The 14,164-nt window shown below is 69.5% G+C and carries 12 protein-coding genes; 7 read left to right on the top strand and 5 right to left on the bottom strand.

From position 1 onward, the window contains the following. The first annotated feature begins 109 nt into the window (after positions 1-109). From ACIA1L_RS19270 to rocD, 4 genes are all read left to right on the top strand, one after another. Positions 110-718 (top strand): ATP-dependent Clp protease proteolytic subunit, encoded by a 609-nt coding sequence (locus ACIA1L_RS19270; RefSeq protein WP_396074178.1) that lies wholly within the window; start codon positions 110-112, stop codon positions 716-718. Positions 719-828: 110 nt separating this feature from the next. Further along, positions 829-1,818: a hypothetical protein gene (locus tag ACIA1L_RS19265; RefSeq protein ID WP_396074177.1), complete on the top strand. Its 990-nt coding sequence runs from the start codon at positions 829-831 to the stop codon at positions 1,816-1,818. 504 nt (positions 1,819-2,322) lie between these two features. Further along, complete coding sequence (ddaH, locus tag ACIA1L_RS19260; protein WP_396074176.1) at positions 2,323-3,132, top strand: dimethylargininase; 810 nt, start codon at positions 2,323-2,325, stop codon at positions 3,130-3,132. 48 nt (positions 3,133-3,180) lie between these two features. Then, the gene (gene rocD, locus ACIA1L_RS19255) at positions 3,181-4,389 is read left to right on the top strand and encodes an ornithine--oxo-acid transaminase (RefSeq protein ID WP_396074175.1); all 1,209 of its coding nucleotides are present in this window, start codon (positions 3,181-3,183) and stop codon (positions 4,387-4,389) included. An 87-nt stretch (positions 4,390-4,476) separates the two neighbouring features. Here rocD and ACIA1L_RS19250 read toward each other — a convergent pair whose 3' ends face one another. Together ACIA1L_RS19250 and ACIA1L_RS19245 are read right to left on the bottom strand one after the other, a co-directional pair. Further along, the gene (locus ACIA1L_RS19250) at positions 4,477-5,622 is read right to left on the bottom strand and encodes an FHA domain-containing protein (RefSeq protein ID WP_396074174.1); all 1,146 of its coding nucleotides are present in this window, start codon (positions 5,620-5,622) and stop codon (positions 4,477-4,479) included. A 135-nt stretch (positions 5,623-5,757) separates the two neighbouring features. Continuing rightward, on the bottom strand, positions 5,758-6,051 hold the full coding sequence (locus tag ACIA1L_RS19245; RefSeq protein ID WP_396074173.1) for a 4a-hydroxytetrahydrobiopterin dehydratase: 294 nt from the start codon (positions 6,049-6,051) through the stop codon (positions 5,758-5,760). A gap of 112 nt (positions 6,052-6,163) precedes the next feature. Between ACIA1L_RS19245 and ACIA1L_RS19240 the strand changes: the two genes are divergently transcribed. From ACIA1L_RS19240 to ACIA1L_RS19230, 3 genes are all read left to right on the top strand, one after another. Beyond that, on the top strand, positions 6,164-6,964 hold the full coding sequence (locus ACIA1L_RS19240) for a hypothetical protein (RefSeq protein ID WP_396074172.1): 801 nt from the start codon (positions 6,164-6,166) through the stop codon (positions 6,962-6,964). A 159-nt stretch (positions 6,965-7,123) separates the two neighbouring features. After that, on the top strand, positions 7,124-7,930 hold the full coding sequence (locus tag ACIA1L_RS19235; protein WP_396074171.1) for a hypothetical protein: 807 nt from the start codon (positions 7,124-7,126) through the stop codon (positions 7,928-7,930). Between the two features lie 54 nt (positions 7,931-7,984). After that, positions 7,985-8,794, top strand: a complete 810-nt coding sequence (locus ACIA1L_RS19230) for an Fpg/Nei family DNA glycosylase (RefSeq protein WP_396074170.1) — start codon at positions 7,985-7,987, stop codon at positions 8,792-8,794. 18 nt (positions 8,795-8,812) lie between these two features. Here ACIA1L_RS19230 and ACIA1L_RS19225 read toward each other — a convergent pair whose 3' ends face one another. The 3 genes from ACIA1L_RS19225 to ACIA1L_RS19215 form a co-directional block, all read right to left on the bottom strand. Continuing rightward, on the bottom strand, positions 8,813-10,957 hold the full coding sequence (locus ACIA1L_RS19225; protein ID WP_396074169.1) for a transglycosylase domain-containing protein: 2,145 nt from the start codon (positions 10,955-10,957) through the stop codon (positions 8,813-8,815). A gap of 120 nt (positions 10,958-11,077) precedes the next feature. After that, positions 11,078-12,649, bottom strand: a complete 1,572-nt coding sequence (locus ACIA1L_RS19220) for a polysaccharide deacetylase family protein (protein WP_396074168.1) — start codon at positions 12,647-12,649, stop codon at positions 11,078-11,080. A gap of 118 nt (positions 12,650-12,767) precedes the next feature. Further along, positions 12,768-14,144: an FAD-dependent oxidoreductase gene (locus tag ACIA1L_RS19215; RefSeq protein WP_396074167.1), complete on the bottom strand. Its 1,377-nt coding sequence runs from the start codon at positions 14,142-14,144 to the stop codon at positions 12,768-12,770. Positions 14,145-14,164 lie beyond the last annotated feature (20 nt).

Here is a 14,164-nt window from a genome sequence, read left to right as displayed (position 1 = left end):
TCGCCCTTAGGGGAATCGCTGGGCGTGCCGGGGCATGACCGGGAAAGGTAGGGGGAGTCTGATGCCGGGTGGGTGCGCACCTGCCCGGCTCGTGCGAGAGGGTGGGTCCATGAGTGTTGACGACGTTGTGATGCGGTCTGGTGGCGCATCCTTTGACGACCAGGTCTTCGAGCGGCTGCTCCGGGAACGCATCATCTTCCTCGGCAGCGAGGTCAACGACGAGGTGACCAACCGCATCTGCGCCCAGATGCTGCTCCTCGCCTCCGCCGACAGCGAGAAGGACATCGCCCTCTACATCAACTCGCCCGGCGGCTCCATCAGCGCCGGCATGGCGGTGTACGACACGATGCAGTACATCAAGAACGACGTGGCGACCATCGCCATGGGCATGGCGGCCTCCATGGGCCAGTTCCTCCTCTGCGCCGGCACCCCCGGCAAGCGGTACGCCCTGCCCCACGCCCGGGTGATGATGCACCAGCTCTCCGGCGGCATCGGCGGCACCGCGGCCGACATCGCCATCCAGGCCGAGAGCATGCTGCACATCAAGAAGGTGATGAACGAGCGGATCGCCTTCCACACCGGCCACACCCCCGAGGAGATCAACACCGACTCCGACCGGGACCGCTGGTTCACCGCTCAGGAGGCGAAGGACTACGGCATGGTCGACCACGTGATCTCCAAGGCGGCCGACGTCACGGCCACGACCGCCCTGGTCTGAGGCAGTTTCCCGGACGGGCGCGCGGGGTGACCGCGGGCCCGTCCGGTGTGCTTTCCGGACCGTCGGGGTATAGCGATGGCATCCCCCGAAGGTTCAAAGGAGGTGCTGACGTGAGGCTCCCGACGTTCTCCCGCCAGTCCGACACCACCACTGATACCACCGCTGACACCGCCGCCCGCGCCCCGATCGCGGCCCGTTCCGATGCCGCGACCGGACGGGACACCGCCCCGGCAGCCCGCACCAACCCGGTCCAGGCAGCCCGCGTCGAGCCGGATCAGACCGCTCGAATCGAGTCGGACCGGACCGCCCGCGTCGATTCCCCCACCGCAGCGAACACCACACGGGCCGACATCCCGAACGACCGAACCGGCGGGCTGACCGCGGACCGACCGAGCGCACCGACCGCGGACCGATCGAGCGCACCGACCGCGGACCGATCGAGCGCACCGACCGCGGACCGATCGAGCGCACCGACCGCGGACCGATCGAGCGCACCGACCGCGAACCGATCGAGCGCACCGACCGCGGACCGATCGAGCGCGGCGGCGGCGGAGCGACCGAGCGCGCGAAACGCGGCGCGCTCCGAGGATGACGAGCGCACGGTGCCGATTCCCGTCGTCGACAACCGCACAGCCGAGTCCGAACGGTCCGGGCGAGGCCGTGCCGCCAGCAAGCCCGCGCCGCCGCCTGCGCCGTCGTCCGCCGCCCTGCCGCTCGCCGCCCCGCCGTCCGCCGGTGCCGAGCCGCCCGTCGCGCCGCCGGTCATTGCCGGGCCGAAGCCCCGGGCCAGCCTGCTCGCCACCCTCGCGCTGATCACCGGTGTGGCTGGTGCGCTGCTCGTGCTCTCCGGCCCGCTGGCGGGATATGGCATCGGGGTCGCCGGGTTGTCCCTCGTGTTGGCGATCGCCGGGATCCGGGCCACCGGCCGCCGGCATGTCGCGGGCAAGACCGATGCGTTGATCGGCATGGTGCTCGCCCTGGGCGCCATCGTGCTCGGCATCCTGGCCCTGACCGGGTCGCTGTCCTGGTTGGGCACCGACATGCAGCCCGCCACCGATCTTCGCCAGTGGCTCGACTCACAGTTTGCCACCCGCTTCTGACGGGTAGTAACCATTCACCGGAGGCGATGCGCCTCCGGTGACCCTTCGGAACCGGGACGGCCACTAGCCGTCCCGCCCCGAAATCATCCGGCGATGCGCCGGACAGTGCAGGACCACCTTTGCCGGCGGCCACCGCCGCGAGGCCGAGGTGCGACGGCAACGTTTGTGCGGGGGCGGCGATGCGCCGCCCCCGACGCGTGCGCCGCATTTCCGCTCTGCAGTGCCGCATTTCCGTTCTGCAGTGAAGCGCCGCCGCGGCGTCTCCCGTTTCCTCGTGGCGAAGCACCGCCCCGCGCGGTCCCTGCTTCCCGCCCGTCGTGAAGCGCCGCCCCAAGCGTGCTCCCTTTCGGGCAGCTGTCTTCGTGCAGCCGTGCCGCCGGTGATGGCGGCGCGAAGGGCCCCGCAACGAATCTTCGCGGATCAGCCCGATCGCGCAACGTTTCTCCACCGCGCGCAGGATCTTCCGGGGGGTTACGGCGCTGGTTCGCACATAGCGTTTCGGGCATGACGACTGCTGCCTCGCGCCGCTACTTGATGTGCCGGCCCACCCACTTTGCCGTCACGTACAAGATCAACCCGTGGATGGACCCGACGGCGCCGTACGACAACGCCCTGGCGGTCAGCCAGTGGGAGAATCTGCGGCAGACGTTCCTGGACCTGGGTCACACCGTCGACCTGATCGACCCGATTCCTGGCCTGCCTGACATGGTGTTCGCCGCCAATGGCGCCACCGTGGTCGACGGCAAGGTGCTCGCGGTGCAGTTCCGCGACGCTGAGCGGGCCGACGAGGGTCCTGCGTACGCGAACTGGTTCACCGACGCCGGGTTCGAGGTCTTCGACTCGAAGCACACCAACGAGGGCGAAGGTGACATCCTGCTCGCCGGTGACGTGCTGCTCGCCGGCACCGGATTCCGCACCTCGCACGCGGCGCACGCGCAGACCCAGGAGATCTTCGGGCGTCCGGTGATCACCCTGCAGCTGGTCGACCCGGCGTATTACCACCTCGACACCGCACTTTGCGTGCTCGATGAGCGTAACGTCGCTTACCTGCCGTCCGCGTTCTCGCCGGGCTCCCAGGCGGTCCTGCGCCGCCTGTTCCCGAACGCGGTCATCGCCACCGAGGCCGACGCCGAAGTGCTCGGGCTCAACGCGGTCAGCGACGGTCGTACCGTGGTGCTGCCGGTCCAGGCCACCGGGCTCGCCGCGGCGCTGCAGGCCGCGGGCTACGAGACGGTCGGGGTCGATGTGAGCGAGCTGCGTAAGGCCGGCGGCGGACCGAAGTGCTGCACCCTGGTGATCCGCGACCGTGACTGACCGCACCGAACGGCGCCTGCTCCTCGCCGTCCGTACTGGAGGAATGTGATGACTGACCTGGACATGCGTACGCCCGGCGCGCTCGCGGACGCCGAGCGCTGGACGGCGCACAACTACCACCCGCTGCCGGTCGTGATCGCGGATGCCGAAGGCGCCACGGTCACCGACGTCGACGGCAAGCGTTACCTGGACTTCCTCTCCGGGTATTCGGCGCTGAACTTCGGCCACCGGCACCCGGACCTGATCGCCGCCGCCCACGCGCAGCTCGACCGGCTCACGTTGACCAGCCGCGCGTTCGTGCACGACCAGTTCGCGGAGTTCTGCCACCGCCTCGCCGACCTGTGCGGCAAGGACCTGGTGCTGCCGATGAACACCGGCGCCGAGGCTGTCGAGACCGGCATCAAGGTCGCCCGCAAGTGGGGCTACCAGGTCAAGGGTGTGCCGGACGGGCAGGCCGAGATCATCGTCGCCGCGGACAACTTCCACGGCCGCACCACGACGATCATCAGCTTCTCGACGGACCAGGACGCGCGGAACGACTTCGGGCCGTACACCCCGGGCTTCACGATTGTTCCGTACGGTGACAGCGACGCGCTCGCCGCCGCGATCACGCCGAACACCGTCGCCGTGCTGCTGGAGCCGATCCAGGGCGAGTCCGGCGTGCTGGTGCCGCCGGCCGGCTATTTCGCGAGCGTCCGGCAGCTCTGCACCGACAACAACGTGCTGTTTATCGCCGACGAGATCCAGTCGGGCCTCGGCCGGACCGGCAAGACGTTCGCGATCGAGCACGAGGGCGTCGTTCCGGACATGTACCTGCTCGGCAAGGCGCTCGGCGGCGGCATCGTGCCCGTCTCCGCCGTCGCGGCGAACAAGGACATCCTCGGCGTGCTCAAGCCCGGCGAGCATGGCTCCACGTTCGGCGGCAACCCGCTGGCCTGCGCCGTCGGCACCGCCGTGGTGAAGCTGCTGGAGACCGGCGAGTTCCAGGAGCGCTCGGCCAAGCTGGGTGAGCGGCTGCACGAGGGCCTGAACGCTCTGGTCGGCGACGGTGTCCTCGCCGTACGTGGGCGGGGTCTGTGGGCCGGCGTCGATATCGACCCGGCGCGGATGACTGGTCGGCAGGCTGTGGAGAAGCTCGCCGAGCGCGGCGTGCTCGCCAAGGACACCCACGGCTCGACGATCCGGCTCGCGCCGCCGCTGACCATCACCGAGGCTGACCTGGACCACGCGCTGGCCCAGCTCAAGGCGATCTTGTGAGTTAGGGCCGCCTCGGCGGCCGACACGAGGGGTTGTGTGCTGGAGCGGTGGCCGGAGACGGCCGCCGCTCCAGCGCCGTTTGCACCGTTACCGTTCGAACTTGCGGATCGCCATGGTGGGCGCCTCGGCCATGACCGAGTGCGGCTGGCTGACTCCACCCGAGTGCCACAGCTTGGCGCGGCCGACATACACGTTGGCGTAGAGCTCGACGACATCGTTGGCACCCAGCGCGCGGGTCTCGTCGCGGCCCAACGTGATGCGTTGCGCGTCGTCGAAGGAGCCGTTGGGCCGGATTCCGGTGCCGTTCGTGCTGACGTCCTGCGCGCTGAGCTCGCCGCTGCGCAGGGCGAACCGGACGTGCCCGCGGCTGATCCACTTACGGGCGTCGTCGGTGAGCCACTGGCCCAGCATGACCCCGCCACCCTCGGGTGCCCGCCCGACCACGACCGGATTTTCGGTGGAGACGACGAACCGGCGGCGGATGACGCCGTCGATGCGCACGGACAGCACCTCCACCTCGGGACGCGGGCCGGCGTCGCGCAGCCGGGTGCCGTGCCGCGGGCAGGTCGGCACTCCGGAGCGCAGCGCGGGTGGCGGCTGCGAGACCGGGCTGATCGTCTTGCGCATGTCGGCGAAGGGGCTGTCCGGGTCGCCACCCGAGCCGTACGCGACGCAGTTGGACTCGGCGCAGCCCCAGACCCGGGAGAGCAGTTTGCGGCCGGTCTGCGACGGTTCGGCGACCGGTGGCACCTCGCCCCGGCCGACCCGCGCGACCAGCACCGGGCCGCCTGCGCCGGGCACCGCGGCGAGCAGCCGGCCGGGCTCGGTCACCCACGGCCGGCGGTCCTGGAACGTCTCGGCCCGGCCCCGGGTGAGGACGGGCAGCCCGAGCAGCTCGGCTACCTCGTACACCCGGTCGTCGACCTGGGGGACGACCTCGACCACGCCGTCGTCGGCCCAGCGGCGCACCACCATGCGCTCGTTCGAGGTGAGGTCGGCGTCGGAGAGCAGGCCGCGGGGGACGACCGCGTAGACCGGGACGTTCTCTTCGGCCACGTGTCGGCCGAGGGCGTCGATGACCAGGCCCAGCCGGAGCATGCTGGCGGGGCGGCCACCGTCGAGGTCGGCGTACCGGACGATCTCGGACAGGTCGACGACCGCCCGCGCGAGGGCGGGGTCGGTGGTGAGGCGCGCCTCGATGGCATCGAGGACCTTGCTGACCTCGAATCTCACGTGACCTCCCGGCTGGGTACGCGTGCGGCTGCCCGGCCATCATGCCGTCTGACAGCGCGCACCCGCGAATCAGGGTCGCGTGAAACATGCCCGCCCAGGCGAAACACGGGGGTTTCGCGCGCGCATCGGGCGGCGTCAGGCGTCGTCGGCGAGGACCCGGTCGATCCGGTTGGCGAGGGCGATGTCCCGGGTCGTCACGCCGCCCACGGAGTGGGTGCTGCACCGGAAGGTGAGTGTGCGCCAGCGGATGTCGATGTCGGGGTGGTGGTCCATCTCCTCGGCGATCTTCGCCACCCGGTCCACCACGGCGATGGCGGCGGGGAAGCTGCGCAGGCCCACGGTGCGGACGATGGAGTCCGTGCTGCCCTCCCAGCCGTCGAGGACGGCTACGGCGTTGCGTACCGAATCGGCGTCGAGCAGGTCACCCATTCCCTGAGCTTAGTCGCCGGGTGCCGCCGACCGGTGCTGACCGAGCTCGGGAATGTCGCACGGCTCGACTACCGTGGGCGCCGACACAGGTCTTGACGGGGAGGAACTCCTGATGAGGAATCGACGGCTCGCCATCGCGATCGTGGCGATGGGCGTGGCGCTGGGCCTGACGGCCTGCGGCCCCGAGGACACCGCCAAGACCTCGACTGGCGCGGCTGGCTCCAGTGCGTCGGCAGCCAAGGCGCCAGCGATTGCCGACCCGACGGCTGATCTGGCCGCGGCTGCCGCGAAGCTGGGCGACCAGACGATGAAATTCGACCTCGACATGTCCGGTCAGATGACCATGAACGGGCTGGCGGATCCGAAGGCGAAGCTCACCCAGGCGACGATGAGCATGCCCGCGCTCGGTGCGGACAAGATCGAGATGCGCGTCATCGGGAACGACATGTACATGAAGATGGGTGCGCTCGGTAAGGCTCTCGGCGGCGGTAAGGCCGGGAACAAGGAGTGGATGCACATCGCAGTCGACAAGCTGGGCGAGGGCAGTGGCTTCAACCTCGACCAGAACGGCCCCGCGGGCGCCGCGGAAATGCTGTCGACGGTCACCGGCGTCGAGCGGGTCGGGAACGACGGCTTCAAGGGCACGCTCGACCTGACGAAGTCGCCGCGCTTTGCCGACAACAAGGCGCTCGGTGCCATGGGTGACAAGCTGAAGAAGATCCCGTTCACCGCCAAGAAGGACAGCGAGGGTCGGCTGGTGGAGCTGACGGTCGACATGAACAGCCTGGGCGCGGGTGTCGGGTCGATGAAGACCACCTACCACGACTTCGGCACGCCGGTTTCGGTCGAGGCACCCCCGGCGGCGCAGGTGCAGGAGATGCCGAGCCAGTTCTCCGGCATTCTGAACGCCTGATTTTCAGCTGGGCGCGGGCCGGGTGGGAGTATCCCGCCCGGCCCTCGCGCGTGCTGGCCGTTTGACGAAACCGAGGATCGGGAATCAGGTGAGCCTTCGCCGGACGGCGGTGAGGGTGGGCCTGCGTCACGGCGGCGAGGCTGGTGCAGGGAGGCAGATATGCGGACGGCTCGAGCACGGGGAATCGTTGTCGCCTCGCTGGCCGCGGCGGCGCTCGCCGTGGGCGGTTGTTCTGCCAATGGCAGTGCGACGCCAGGCTCCAGCGCCTCCGGCGGCGCTCCCGTCGCATCCGCCAGCGCGGGCGCGGCCGATCCTGCGGCCGCCGCGGCTTTGGCTGCCGCGACGGCGCAGCTGGGCACGTCGAGCTTCAAGATGACGCTGACCTCCGGCCCGGGTCTGCAGCTGACCGGGCTGATGGATGCACCGAACAGCGCCGGGACCGCAACGCTGGTCGCGTCCGGCTCCAACACCGAGATCCAGGTGAAAACCCTGCTGGTCGGCCAGGACCTCTATGTGCAGATCCCCGGCATCACCAAGGCGGACACCTGGACCCACGTGGACGTGTCCCGGCTGCCGGAAGGTGCCAATGTGGGCCTGCGGCCCGGCCAGATCGACCCGGTGAACACCGCGCAGCTGCTGAGCTCCACCACCGACCTGCAGCAAGTCGACCCGCGGAGCTTCCGCGGCACACTGGATCTCTCGAAGGCCGCCGGCGTCGCCGGCGTCGACCAGAAGATGATCACCACGTGGGGTGCGCAGGCACAGAACGTGCCGTTCACCGCGGGTCTCGACGAGCAGGGCCGGCTCTCCGCCCTGACCATCCAGCTCCCGGCCGTCAACGGCCAGCAGGCGCAGCCGCTCGAAGTCCTCTACACCGACTACGGCACCGCGGTGAACGCCCAGCGGCCCGCAGCAGCCCAGATCACCGAGGCTCCGGACAGCCTCTACACCAGTCTGGGCGGCTGACCGCACCACGAGCCCGGCGGCGGATGGTTGATGCATCGGCTACCGTTGCGGACCGTGCCAGAGGGACACACTATTCATCGTCTTGCCGCGCGACACCGGGAGTTGTTCGCGGGCCGGGTCGTTGCCGTCGACAGTCCGCAGGGTCGGTTCGCTGCGGGAGCCACCCTGATCGACGGTCGCCGGCTGATCGACACCGAGGCGTACGGCAAACACCTGTTGCACCACTTCGCCGATGAGCTGAGCCTGCACATCCACCTGGGCTTGTATGGCAAGTTCGCCGACGGGGAGCTGCCGCTGCCACCGCCGGTCGGCCAGCTCCGGATGCGGATGTCGGGCGGCGGGCATTGGCTCGAACTCCGGGGCCCGACAGCCTGCGAAGTGCTCGAACCGCCGGCCGTGGCGGTGCTGCGGGCGCGGCTGGGCCAGGATCCATTGCGGGATGACGCCGACCCGCTGTTCGCGTACGGAAAGGTGCGTAGCAGCACGAAGCCGGTGTTCGCCCTCCTGCTGGACCAGAGCGTGGTTGCCGGATGTGGCCTGATCTATGCGAACGAGGTGCTGTTCCGGGCGGGGCTGGCGCCGACGACGCCGGGTCGGTTCGTCACGGCGGCGGGCTGGCAGGAGATGTGGGATGACCTGCGGGCGCTGATGAAGGAGGGTGTGGCGCGCGGCCGGATCGACACCGTGCACACCGCGCACACTCCGGAGGCGATGCGGCGCGCGCCCCGGGTGGATCGGCATGGCGGCGAGGTCTACGTCTACCGCCGGCCCGGCCAGCCTTGCCTGGTGTGCGGCACAGCAGTGCAGCGCGGCTCGCTGGCGGGCCGGAACCTGTACTGGTGTCCGACCTGCCAGCCTGGCTGAGCCCGGCGCCGCGGAGAGCTATTCGCCTGGCCGCTTGAACTGCTCCTGGGGCTTGCCGTCCATGAAGTCGCCCAGGGCCCGGTACGTGGCCTGGTGGACCGTGTGTTCCGTGAATTGGTCGTCGTGCGCGGCCCAGTCCGGGTTCACCTGGTAGCCGGCCATGACCAGCGACGTGGTGCCGATCACGAGCGCGGCGGTCCGGTACGAGTCGGTGGTGCCGGTCTTGCCGAACACCGGGTGACCCACGGTGGGGGCGGCGTTGCCCTCGGTCGAGCCACCACAGTTGCCGAGCTGCGCCTGGTCGCCGACCGGGCAGCGGGCCGCGTCGAGCGCCTTGCGGGCCACGTCCTTACTGGTCACCCGCTTGCACTGGGGCTTGCCAGCATCGACCTTGGTGCCGTCAGCTGCGGTGATCTTCTGGACCGGCGTCGGCTTGCAGTACATGCCGTCACCGGCGAGCGTCGCGTACGCGTTGGCGATGTCCAGCGGCGTCGACGCCGACACACCGAGGGTGAACGCGCCCCACTGGTGGGCGGACTCCTTGCCGTTGGCCCGCTCGGCGTCGCCCTTGTCCCGGAACTGGATGCCGAAGCGCTTGGCCACGTCGACGACCTTCTCCGCGCCGACCTGTTCCTGCAACGGCACGAAGTAGGTGTTCACCGACTTCGCGAAGCCGCTCCACATGTTGAACGTGCCTTTGAGCGCCTTGTAGGCGTTCTCCGGGCAGTACAGGTTGGTGCCCTTGCAGGCCGTCGGATCGCCGTACCCGACGATGTAGCCGGATTTGTAGCGGTTGCCTTCCTTGATCGAATGGCTCAGCTCGTAGCCGTTCTCCAGCGCCGCCACCATGGTCAGCATCTTGAACACCGAGCCGGACTGGTAGCCGACGATGTCGCCGCCGCCGGTGATGATCGGGTTGGTGGTGTTCGGGTAGGTGCTGCGGATGCCCTTGGCCGCCAACTCCGGATTCGAGCTGATCTCGTTCTGCGGCTTGTTCGGATCGTCCAGCTTGAACTTGCGGTTGGTCGCCAGGCTGCGGACGCGCCCGGTGCCCGGCTCGATGCCGGCCAGCAGCAACGCGTTGCGGTTGTTGTCGCTGGCCTGTTCCTGGATGCGCTTGCGGGCTGCCGACTGCGCTTTGATATCCAGCGACGTGACGATCTGGTAGCCGCCGCTCTTCAGCTGCCGTTCCCGATCGTAGGTGGTCGCGCCGAACGCCTCCTGGTCGAGCCACCAGCGGTAGAAGTAGTCGCAGAAGAAGCCCCAGTTGTTCTTCGCCACCGACACGCAGCCGTTGCCCGGCCGGTTCGTGGTCCGGCCCAGCTTCACCGCCTTGGCTTCCTTGGCCTGCTCCGGGGTGACGTAACCGAGGTCCTGCATGTTGTCGATGATGTAGTCCCGCCGGGTCAGCGCCTGGGGGTAGCCCGTCGTGGTGGTCGGGTCGAACGACGTCGGCGCCTTCACCATCCCGGCCAGCAGCGCGGCCTCGGCCACCGTCAGGTCCTTGGGCTTCTTCTTGAAGTAGACCTGGCTGCCTGCGTACACGCCGTAGGCGCCGTTACCGAACGGGGCCATGTTCAGGTAGCGCTCGAGTACCTGCTCTTTGGAGAGCTCCTTGGAGACCTGCAGGGCGTACTTCATTTCGGTGAGCTTGCGCTCGGGACTGTCCTTGGTCGCGTCGATCGCCTGCTGGGGCGTCTTCGCCGAGTACGCCAGCGACATCCGCACGTATTGCATGGTCAGGGTGGAGGCGCCCTGTTTTGAGCCATTGTTCTGGTTGTTGACGAACGCCCGCGCGACACCTTTGAGGTCGACACCGTTGTGCTCGTAGAACTGGTGGTCCTCGGCGGCGACAATCGCGTCCCGCATGGTCTTCGAAATGTCTTTCAGCGGGACATCGCTGCGGAATTCGTCATACATGACCGCGAGCTGGGTCTTGCCGTCCGACGCGAAGATCCGGGTCACCTGCGGCGCCGACTGCTGCGCCAACTCGCTCGGCAGCTCCGCGAAACCTTGGGAGCCCGCCTTGGCGGCCAGGCCGGACATTGCCACCGCCGGGAACGACGCCGCCGCCACGACAACACCGGCGAGCAGGCCGCAGATCAGCAGCGAGCCGGTATTGGCGAATTTGGAGCGGTCGCTTTTCCGGTTCCAGAAAGTCACCGGCTCACGTTAGACAGCCGAGTCCAGCAGTTCCGCAAGTTCTGTCCGGATTTGCTGGTGTAGGTAACGGTTTTCCAAGACTGTTGGAACTGTCACTCGCGGTTTTTATCTCGGTGAGGTTTAGGCCCCTGAGGTCGACACCGCGGCGGCGGGAGCCGGCGCGGCGGGCTGCTCTGGCGGCAGGCCGAGCGTGTACTTCTCGCGCAGCTTCGGCAGCAGGATCCGGTACGCCTCGATCGTGGTGGGCTGGCCGAAGTCGTGGGACAGCACGATGGAGCCGGGCCGGACGTTGTCCTCGACGCCGCTGACGATCTTCTGCACGTGCTCCTGGCCGGAATCGCGCGGGTTGCGTTCCCAGTCGCGCGGGTCGACCTCCCAGTAGAGCGACGTCATGCCCTCGGCGGCGGCGGTCTCGACCAGCCGGTCGGTGAAGTTGCCGCCGGGTGCGCGGAAGAACGGGATCTTGGCCTCGGGGACGGCGGCGCGGATGGCGTCGTTGGTGCGGAGCAGGTCCTGCCGAATCTGGTCCGGGTCCTGCTTGCCGAGTGTGAAGCTGTGGTTCCACGAGTGGTTGCACAGGGTGTGCCCGGCGGCGGCGATGTCCCGGACGATGTCGGGGTGATCCCGGGCCTGCTGACCCACCAGGCAGAACATGGCGGTGACCTGATTCTCCCGCAGCAGGGCGAGGATTTTTGGAGTCTGCACCGGGTCGGGACCGTCGTCGAAGGTGAGGGACACCGTTTCCGAGCCGGTGGTGCGCAGCGACTTGGCCGGACCGTCGCCCTGCGGGATTTGCCGGGCCGCGGCCCCTCCGGGTGTGGAGGCGGACGCGGAGGGGGCCGGGGCTGCCGGGGCGGGCTGTTGTCCGGCCGATGGCGGCGGGGTGGGCGGGGCAGTGGTCGCCGGCGCTGTGGTCCCCTGTGGAGCTTCCGGGTCAGTCGTCACCGGCGCGCCGCCCTTCTCCACGGGCTTCTTGGTCGCGGGGGCTTTGGGCGTGGTGACGACGGCGTTCTCCGCCGCGTTGACGGTGGACACCGTGGTGTCGGTGTCGGTGCGCTGCAGCGGCACGACGACGAGCATGAGGCCGACCGCGACCAGGGTGGCAAGCAAGGCCTGTTGCCGGCGCCGGCCGATCAGCAGCCAGGACTCGATCGGCAGGGTGCCGGGCGCGCGGTGCGTGCCGATGGTGGGCCGGCCGCCGCTGGTGTCGGCTGTCGCCCAGTCGCGAACAGCCCCGGCGGCATCACGCACAGCGGGCAGGGAGCGCACAGCGGGCAGGGAGCGCACGGCAGGCAGGGAGCGCACGGCGGGCAGGGAGCGCACGGCAGGCAGGGAGCGCACGGTGATGGCAAGCGGGTCGGCGGCGGCCGCGTGCCGGCCCCGAGGTGCGCGACCCATAGCGCGCGAGGCGGCGCGCTGCCTGGGCACGTCCGCCGAGCGGGGCGTGAACTCGATCGCGGTTCGCCGGCCGCCGGGCTGGCGTTCTGCCTGGGTGGGACGCAGGACGGTGGAGTCGGCGAGTGATTCGGGGCGGCGGTGCCGGCCCAGCGAGGTTTCACCGTCCAGCTGACCGAGGTGCGGGAAGCCGCCGGTTCCCCCGGTGAGCGCGTCGTGACGCGCGCGGTCAGCCGGGGTGCTGGCAGGTCCTTCGACCTGCGCCGGCGCCGGATTCTGGGGGGAGTGCCGCGGCATCCGTCATGCCTACCCGGTCACAAGATCGAAATCGATACCTCATTCGTGATCGATATGTTGCTCATAGCGATGAGCCCAGGTGGGAAGCCTGCGGTCCGCCCGGATTGATCCGTACGGGTCACCGGGACCCCACCGCGTCGGTTGCCTTGCGGGCGGCGATCAGCACCGGGTCCCACACCGGCGAGAACGGCGGTGCGTAGCTGAGATCCAGCGCGGTCATCTCCTCGACCGTCATCCGGTTCCACACGGCGATCGCCAGCGCGTCGATCCGCTTGGCGGCCTCCTGGCGGCCGACGATCTGCGCGCCCAACAGCATCCCGGTACGCTGCTCGGCCACCAGCTTGATGTGCATCGGGCTCGCCCCCGGGTAGTAGCCCGCCCGGCTGGTCGACTCCACGGCCGCGGTGACATAGGCGAACCCCGCGGCCGCCGCCTCCCGCTCGGTGAGCCCGGTGCGGGCCACCTCGAGGTCGCAGACTTTCGTGACCGCCGTACCGATGACGCCGGGGAACGTGGCGTAACCGCCGCCCAGGTTGATGCCTGCCACCCGACCTTGCTTGTTGGCGTGCGTACCCAGCGGGATGTGCACGGGCTGGCCGCTGACCCGGTGCACGGTCTGCACACAGTCGCCCGCAGCCCAGAGCCCGTCGATGCGCCCGTCCGGGCCGACGACCCGCATCCGCAGGTCGGTACGCAGGCCGCCGGTCACCCCGACCGGAATGCCGGACTCCTCGGCGAGCGTGGTGTTCGGGCGTACGCCCAGACCGAGCACCACGATGTCGGCCGGTAGCGGCCCGTCGGCGGTGACCACCGCGCTGACCCGGCCGTTCTTGGTCTCCAGGCCTTGCACTTCGGTGTGGGTGCGCACCTCGATGCCGAGGCCGCAGATCGCCTCGCGGACTCGCTCGCCCATGTCGGGGTCGATCGTGGACATCGGCTGTGGAGCCTTCTCCAGGAGCGTGACCGCGAGGCCACGCCGGATGAACGCCTCGGCCATCTCGACACCGATGTATCCGCCGCCGATGACCACCGCGCGCTGCGGCTTCGGGTCGCTGTCGAGCCAGGCCTGGATGGCCGTGCCGTGGTCCAGGGTCTGCACGCCGAAGACGCCGCCGCCGTCGATCCGCGCCCAGGGCGGGGTGACCGGGACGGCGCCGGCCGCGTACACCAGCTCGTCGAAGCTTTCGCGGCGTTCACCGCCGCCGTCCAGGTCGTGCGCGATCACCTCGCGCCGGTCCAGGTCGATGCCGACCACTTCATGCCTGATGCGTACGGTGATGCCCGCCTTGGCGAACGCAGCCGGCTCCCGCGCGATCAGCGCATCCCGGTCCTGGACCGCGCCGCCGATCCAGTAGGGGATGCCGCAGGCGGAGTAGGACGTGAAGTTGCCCCGCTCGAAGGCCACGATCTCCAGGTCGTCCGGTCCACGGCGCTTGCGGGCCTGCGAAGCCGCCGACATCCCGGCCGCGTCGCCCCCGACGACGACGATTTTCATCGGGTGCCCGCCGTGGTGTG

The sequence above is a fragment of the Actinoplanes sp. NPDC051859 genome (assembly GCF_044452725.1).
In the GTDB taxonomy this organism is placed as follows: domain Bacteria; phylum Actinomycetota; class Actinomycetes; order Mycobacteriales; family Micromonosporaceae; genus Actinoplanes.
Note: the sequence above shows the minus strand (reverse complement) of the source record. Positions and strands in the feature narration are given on the sequence as shown.